The organism is Deltaproteobacteria bacterium (genome assembly GCA_019310525.1).
Lineage (GTDB): Bacteria > Desulfobacterota > DSM-4660 > Desulfatiglandales > HGW-15 > JAFDEE01.
This window is the reverse complement of the sequence record JAFDEE010000121.1, coordinates 1-6,868: the sequence shown is the minus strand read 5'-3', so window position 1 is coordinate 6,868 and position 6,868 is coordinate 1. Positions and strand designations below refer to the sequence as shown.

Sequence of the window (6,868 nt, the reverse complement as noted above, 5' to 3'; positions counted from 1 at the left end):
TTATTGACTCAAAATACCAAGAAAACATCCGGGGCTCAATGACATTTCTATCTTGCCGGGTGACAATTTCCTCCCCTTTATGAAATAATGGGCGGAGATGCCGAAGGGTGCCGGTTGGGGTTTTGATACTCCTGGTTTCACAATTTTTCCGGGGCACACGCAGGATTCGGAAAGGAGAATTTCATGATACTATACGTGTTGTTGTCTCTCGCGGGTTTCCTGATACTCTATTTCGGTGCCGAATGGCTCGTTAAAGGGTCATCGAGCCTGGCGCGAAGCCTAGGGGTCACCCCCATCGTGATCGGTCTGACTGTGGTGGCCTTCGGCACTTCGGCTCCCGAACTGGTGGTCAGTCTCGTTTCCTCCATCAAGGGAAAGAGCATGATCGCAGTAGGGAACGTGGTCGGAAGCAATATTTGCAATATCGCCCTCGTCCTGGGTTTGTCAGCCACTTTTCAGCCTCTCACCGGCAGTCGTTCCGTGGTCAGGCGGGATATCCCTATCATGCTGGGGATATCCGTCTATCTGCTGCTTCTCTCTCTTGACTCCCAACTGGGACGAATTGAAGGGGCCACCCTTTTCGCAGGGATTATACTCTATACCCTGTTCAATTACCGCATGGCGGCAAAAACGGACGGCAGGTACGAGGAGACAGGAAATTCCCCGGACGAGGAAGTGAACAGGATCGGGTATGTTTCCTCCAGGCCCAAGCAGATCATCATGATCCTTGCAGGGATCACCGGGGTGGTGGCCGGAGCGCAGATCGTTGTGGAGTCGGCGGTAAAGATAATGACCATCCTTGGTGTGAGTGAAAAATTCATCGGTCTTACCCTGGTGGCCTTTGGGACGTCCCTGCCGGAACTGGCCACATCCGTGGTTGCAGCCCTCCGAAAAGAGATGGACATCAGTATCGGAAATCTGGTGGGTAGCAACGTTTTCAATATATTGAGCGTCCTTGGGGCTGCATCGATTGTTCGGCCGATTCCCATTCCAGGCGGTTTTTTTGAAAGCGGCCTTTTCATTGATTACCTGGTCATGATGGGAACGAGTTTCCTTCCTCTGGTTTTGATGTGGAAGAGCAGTAGGGTGAGCAGGGGCGGGGGCATACTTCTTTTGGCATGTTATGTCGGCTATGTGGTGTATCTGGTCGTAAGGACGTGAGACCTTTGAAAAACGTCCCCTTTTGCTCAATTTCTGCGCCTGCCTGTGCCGGGCCTATCTGCCGTTCCGACGGGACAGGCAGGCACGGCAGACAGGTCAGACTCAAATTTTAATCCTCGAAATACTCAATGTATTCCTGTGGTTAAAATTTTCGTCTTCCTTGATCTTGAACAAAATTGAACGTTTTTCAAAGGCCTCGACGTGACTTCGCCCCGATGGATCTGCTCGGCCCCTGTTTATCCGGATGAATTGTAAATGAACCGGAGATTTTCAAGGAGCCTTGACATCTTTTCTTCCCCGTTCATAAAATGAAATCGTTTAAGCTCCCACCCTTTGCAGGATGCGTGGAGAGAAGATTTTTGCTTCCGGGGTGAGTAGCACGGCCCCCGAGAGGGATTTTAAACCTCAGCCAGTGGGGAAAGGATAACCTGATGAAAGACGTGCTCGCCTTCGTGATGGCAGGGGGGAGAGGGGAAAGGCTCATGCCCCTTACCCAGGATCGAACGAAACCGGCGGTCCGCTTCGGGGGGATTTACCGCCTCATCGATTTTACCCTCAGCAACTGCGTAAACTCCCGTCTCTACCGGATCATCGTCCTGCCCCAATACAAATCATACTCCCTCAACGAGCACCTGGAGGCCGGGTGGAATATCTTCAGCCACGAGATGGGCCACTTCCTGAAAAAGGTGCCGCCCCAGCAGCGCATAGGGTTGGACTGGTATCGCGGAACGGCGGATTCCATCCGTCAGAACCTGTTCCTCATCGAACGGTACAGGCCCCGGCAGGTCCTCATACTCTCCGGAGATCATATCTACAAGATGGACTACAGTCTTTTCCTCAGCTACCACAGGAAGAAGAGGGCGGACGTGACCATCTCCCTGCTGGAAACAGACAAGGCGATGGCCCGGGACTTCGGGGTGGCGGAAGTGAACGAGGACTTCCGGATCACAGGATTTCGTGAAAAACCCAAGGAGAATGTCAGGACCATTCCAGGGGACCCGGAACATATCCTCGCCTCCATGGGGATCTATCTTTTTGAGACCGAACGGCTCGTGGAGATCCTTGAGTCAGGGAGCGAAGATGATTTTGGGAGGGATGTTATTCCCGGGCTGCTGGATACCTACCGGGTTTACGCTTATCCTTACCGGAAGCTGAACCGGATCAAGGACTATGTCAACCTGACCCTGGAAGATGGAACCCGGGAATTCAGGCTTGTTTACCCCACACGGGATTCATCCTACTGGAGAGATGTGGGGACACTGGATGCTTACTGGAACGCCAACATGGACTTGACCGGGGTGGATCCCTACTTCAACCTCTACGGCAAGCTCTGGCCCCTTCATACAAGTCAGATCCAGGCCCCACCTGCCAAGTTCGTATTCGCCACGGAGAGGAAGGAAGGATTCAGGGTGGGGAAGGCCCTGGATTCCCTGGTGGCCCCGGGTTGCATCGTGAGCGGGATCGTACGCAATTCCGTGCTTTCATATAACGTTGTGGTGCGGAGCTGGGCCACCGTGGACGAATCAGTCGTCTCGGACGGCGTCGTGATCGGGAGAAACTGCAGGATCAAGAAGACCATTATCGACAAAGAGAACGTGATTCCACCCGGAACAGAAATTGGATACCACCCCAGGGAGGATCGGAAGCACTTTACCGTAACTCCCAGGGGCATCGTGGTTGTTCCGAAAGGATATTTTTCTGGATAAGTAAAGGGGTCAGGAAAGGAGTTCGAGAATCACCTCCGCATGTCTCTTCGCGGCGCGGCGGTTTTTCATGACAGCTTCCCGGGCCCGTTCTCCCCTCGCCTTCAGTTCTTCGGGGTTGTTCAAGAACCAGAGAGCCTTCTCAGTGAGGTCCTGCGCCGAAGATACCTCGATGCCTCCTCCCACCGCCTCAAGCATTTCTTTGGCATCCAGAAAGTCTTCCATAGATGGGCCGTAAAGGGGCGCTTTCCCCCAGGCTGCCGGCTCCAGGGGATTCTGGCCCCCGAGGGGGACCAGGCTCGCCCCGCAGAAGGTGATGGTTGCGATGCTGTAAAGCCTGAAGAGCTCCCCAAATGTGTCCATGATCACAACGGGGGCGTTCGGGTTGGGGCCATTTCCAGGCATCTCACTGCGAAGCCGGTATCCCAGGCCGCGTTTCCGGACGAGGGCCTCGATCTCCGGGGCGCGTTGGATGTGCCTTGGAGCCAGGAAAAGGAGTAGTTCCGGAAAGTTTTCGCGGATCTTCATGTAGGCATCCAGGATCATGTCCTCTTCTCCGTCCCGGGTGCTGCCGGCCACGAGGATCTGATCGGACGGACGGAGACCTAAGGTGCGGCGCATCTTTTCCTCGGACCCCGCTTCCGCCTGTTCGGTCAAGAGATCGTACTTGGCATTGCCGTTGATGCGGAGGCGTTCCCGCGGGGCGCCCATGGACAGGATCCGGTCCGCATCCTCCTGCCGGATCATACTGAAGGCGTCGATCTTTTTCAGGACCTCACGGAAAAAAGGACGTAGTTTAAGATAGGAATTCAGGGAACGGGGCGAGATTCGTCCATTGACCAAGGCGATCTTCACTGCCCTCCTGTGGGTCTCCGTGATCCATGCGGGCCAGATTTCCGTTTCCAGGAACACCATGATATCGGGTCGGACCCGGGAGAGACCCTCCCTGACACAAAAGGGGACATCGATTGGGGCGTAGATCACGGTGGAGCGTGGAAAGGTTTCCCGGGCCAGGTTCCTGCCGTGCTCCGTAGTGGTCGAGATAATGAGGGCGCAATCGGGGAGGGCATCGAACAGGGCCCGCTGAATCGCGGAGGCGACCTTGACCTCCCCCAGGGAAGCGGCATGCATCCAGATACGGGGGGAGCCTTTGATCCTCGCCATGGGTCCTGGGGGGAAGAGGCCGAGTCGTTCCTTGAGCCCTTCTCCGTGCCTGCCTTTCAATTTCGTGTAAAGCCAAAGGCCCGGAAAGGTGACAGTAAGTAGGCCGGATGCTGATAGTCCATAAAGTCCATAAAGCGGTTTCATCTCTTTTTCTAAAGTGCTCCTGCACGGGGCCGGTATTGGCGAGGATGTAAAAGGAATTGGTCTTCTCCGGCCGGGCCGACCTCTGAAGGTTTTGTGCCTGAATCCTGCAAACGTCAAGTTTGCCGAATTCAGGTTGTACCTTTGTCCCCTTCTACTGTCAAAAGAAAACCGTTTTTTCCTTTGGGAGTGGAGGGTCTCCTGATGGAGCTTGCCATGGGACCCTAACTTTTGATATGGGAAGCCTATGCAATGCCCTGCCTGTTGAAGGCAGGCCGGCCTTCAGGCAGAAGATTTCAGTCTGAGTTTTTCATCCGAAAAGGGTTCGAGGGGCCAAGGGTTCCCCCGGGTGAAGGTCTCATGGATTTCATCACTCGGTCCCTTGCCCCTTGGAATCCTTGAATTTTCAAGCCATTCCGAACCGGAATGGGTCGATGGCTCTGGAGAAGAAGACATGGGAGAACCAAGAAAAATCGAAAGGGCGATCATCAGCGTCACGGACAAGGCCGGGATCGTTGATTTCGCACGGGGCCTCGTCTCCTTCGGCGTAGAGATTCTTTCAACAGGAGGGACGGCAAGGGTTCTTCGTGACGGGGGAGTGGACGTCCTGGATATTTCGGAGTTCACGGGATTTCCGGAGATCCTGGACGGTCGGGTGAAAACCCTCCATCCCAAGGTCCATGGGGGTATCCTTGGAATGCGGGACAACCCCGAGCACGTCAGAACCATGAAAGAGCACGGGATCCGGAACATAGATCTTGTGGCGGTGAATCTGTACCAGTTCGAGAAGACCGTCTCCAAGGAAGGCGTAACCCTTGAGGAGGCCGTTGAGAATATTGATATCGGCGGCCCCACGATGCTGCGCTCTTCGGCGAAGAACTACCGCGACGTGACGGTCATCGTTGATCCGGCGGACTACGGTGTTGTGTTGAGGGAAATGGAGGAAAACCAGGGCGGCACTACGCTGGCGACCCGGTTTCGACTGGCGAAAAAGGTGTTTCGTTTGACCCACGAATACGACGGAGCCATCACCCGGTATCTGGAGGGCGTGACGCTGTAAGGAGCGGCGGTGGAGGCGGCCTGTTAGGCCAGGAGACGGTCCCAATCCAGGGTCTTGAAGGTCCGGTGGAGGAAGTGGTCATCCTCGACCGGGTGGAATTCAAGGTCCCTGAAACATTTCCTGGCGATGGGTTCGATCTGCGCGATCGGAATGACCGGGTCTTTTCGGCCGTGGAAGATCCGCACAGGGATATCGATGGTCCGCGTTCGGTAGGCCTCGAATTCCGGGAGGTTGATAGCAGGGGCCAGGAGAACGAGTCGTTTCACCCTTTCTTCGTTTTCCATGGCGAATACTGCCCCCATGAGGCCCCCGTAACTCGACCCCGTGATGACGAGGTCCGATCGGCCGGCGAGAATCTCCTCCAGCCTTTCCATTCGGGCCCGGAAGGGGCCCTGGAAGTTGGGGATCAACATGTCCGGGTATCTCTCCCGGAAGAAGACGGCCTTGGTGCTCTGGTTGCTGCTTTCCAGTCCGTGCAGGAAGATCCTTTGGGACATGACGGTGGCTCCCTTCCTTATCCGCACCCGATGTCCTTCCTGGCCTGGACCTCCATCGCTTTCCGGATCTCCTCGGGAGTGGCGTCCCTGATATCCAGAACCTCTACATCCATGGAGACCCTGATCCCGGCAAGGGGCTTGTTGAAGTCGGCTACCACGGTGTTTTCCCGGATTTCCAGCACCTTGAAGGAAATGAGGCTTCCCGTTTTCATCTGCCGATAGAACCGCCCTTCCCGGAGGCGCTGTTTGATCAGCCCCTTTTTCGGAATTTCTCTTACAAGGGCGGGATCGTGTTCCCCGTAAATTTCCGATGGGGGGACATCCAGGTGGAAAACCTGCCCTGTGGACGCGTTTTCCAGGGCCGCCTCAAGGGTGGGGACTTGGCGTTCCACCCCGAAGATAAAGGTCAGAGTTTCGGGATCGCGCCGCTTGCCGCTCCCATCCGGCAGATGCGAGTGCATGGTGTAACGGATGGTCACGGACTTGTTGAGTTGAACGGTTTCCACTGAAGATCCCTCAGCGGATTTCGATGATTTCGTACTCCTGGATCCCACCCGGAGTCTGGACCCGGATTTCGTCGCCTTCCTTTTTCCCGATGAGGGCCTGCCCGAGGGGCGAGGTGACGGAGATCCTGCCTTTTTCCGGTTCCGATTCGTAAGGACCTAGGAGTTGATAGGTGATCTCCTCATCCGTTTGAAGATCATAGAGGAGAACTGTCTTGCCGAAGACCACCCTGTCCGACGGCCCTTCTTCCACATCGATCACCTCGCAACGGCTGATGGTCGTCCTTAGTTCGTTGATTCGGCCGTCCAGAAAGGACTGCTTCTCTTTGGCAGCATGGTATTCGGCGTTTTCACTGAGATCGCCGTGGGCTCTTGCCTCTTCAATGGCCCGGATATTCTGGGGCCTTTCCACCCGTTCCAGGCGGGAGAGTTCTTCTTTAAGTTTTTCGAGACCCTGCCTCGTAATGGGGACTCTATCCATAGGCCTTGCCACTCCAAATATAGATGAATTTTTAAATTGGTAAATAGTGCCCATCCATAAATGGCCCTTTTCTCCAATCTCTGCGTCAGGCTCAGATTTTAATCCTCGAAATACTTCAATGTATTCCTGTGGTTAAAATCTTCGCCTTCCTTGACCTT

7 protein-coding genes are annotated in these 6,868 nt (G+C 55.1%); 3 read left to right on the top strand and 4 right to left on the bottom strand.

The genetic code is table 11. The annotated features are described in order from the left end of the window. Positions 1-183 precede the first annotated feature (183 nt). Complete coding sequence (locus JRF57_15650) at positions 184-1,161, top strand: calcium/sodium antiporter (protein ID MBW2305135.1); 978 nt, start codon at positions 184-186, stop codon at positions 1,159-1,161. Between the two features lie 431 nt (positions 1,162-1,592). Beyond that, positions 1,593-2,867 carry a glucose-1-phosphate adenylyltransferase gene (locus JRF57_15645; protein ID MBW2305134.1) on the top strand — a complete coding sequence of 425 codons (1,275 nt, stop codon included), beginning with the start codon at positions 1,593-1,595 and terminating at the stop codon, positions 2,865-2,867. A gap of 9 nt (positions 2,868-2,876) precedes the next feature. On the opposite strand, the gene JRF57_15640 is transcribed toward JRF57_15645, so the two are convergent. Further along, positions 2,877-4,172 (bottom strand): 3-deoxy-D-manno-octulosonic acid transferase, encoded by a 1,296-nt coding sequence (locus tag JRF57_15640; GenBank protein MBW2305133.1) that lies wholly within the window; start codon positions 4,170-4,172, stop codon positions 2,877-2,879. A gap of 451 nt (positions 4,173-4,623) precedes the next feature. Here JRF57_15640 and JRF57_15635 point away from each other — a divergent pair, with 451 nt between their 5' ends. After that, positions 4,624-5,229, top strand: coding sequence for an IMP cyclohydrolase (locus tag JRF57_15635; GenBank protein ID MBW2305132.1), 606 nt, complete (start codon positions 4,624-4,626; stop codon positions 5,227-5,229). Between the two features lie 23 nt (positions 5,230-5,252). Here JRF57_15635 and JRF57_15630 read toward each other — a convergent pair whose 3' ends face one another. From JRF57_15630 to greA, 3 genes are read right to left on the bottom strand one after another with little or no spacing between them, the layout of a single operon-like run. Continuing rightward, positions 5,253-5,726: a dienelactone hydrolase family protein gene (locus JRF57_15630; GenBank protein ID MBW2305131.1), complete on the bottom strand. Its 474-nt coding sequence runs from the start codon at positions 5,724-5,726 to the stop codon at positions 5,253-5,255. Between the two features lie 17 nt (positions 5,727-5,743). Further along, on the bottom strand, positions 5,744-6,232 hold the full coding sequence (locus tag JRF57_15625) for a hypothetical protein (protein ID MBW2305130.1): 489 nt from the start codon (positions 6,230-6,232) through the stop codon (positions 5,744-5,746). A 10-nt stretch (positions 6,233-6,242) separates the two neighbouring features. Further along, complete coding sequence (greA, locus tag JRF57_15620; GenBank protein MBW2305129.1) at positions 6,243-6,710, bottom strand: transcription elongation factor GreA; 468 nt, start codon at positions 6,708-6,710, stop codon at positions 6,243-6,245. Positions 6,711-6,868: the final 158 nt, after the last annotated feature.

What these genes read in the sequence shown, in the direction of transcription:
- greA (MBW2305129.1), bottom strand. Translation starts at nt 6,710, where the DNA reads ATGGATAGAGTCCCCATTACGAGGCAGGGTCTCGAAAAACTTAAAGAA.
- JRF57_15645 (MBW2305134.1), top strand. Translation starts at nt 1,593, where the DNA reads ATGAAAGACGTGCTCGCCTTCGTGATGGCAGGGGGGAGAGGGGAAAGG.
- JRF57_15635 (MBW2305132.1), top strand. Translation starts at nt 4,624, where the DNA reads ATGGGAGAACCAAGAAAAATCGAAAGGGCGATCATCAGCGTCACGGAC.
- JRF57_15650 (MBW2305135.1), top strand. Translation starts at nt 184, where the DNA reads ATGATACTATACGTGTTGTTGTCTCTCGCGGGTTTCCTGATACTCTAT.
- JRF57_15630 (MBW2305131.1), bottom strand. Translation starts at nt 5,726, where the DNA reads ATGTCCCAAAGGATCTTCCTGCACGGACTGGAAAGCAGCAACCAGAGC.
- JRF57_15640 (MBW2305133.1), bottom strand. Translation starts at nt 4,172, where the DNA reads ATGAAACCGCTTTATGGACTTTATGGACTATCAGCATCCGGCCTACTT.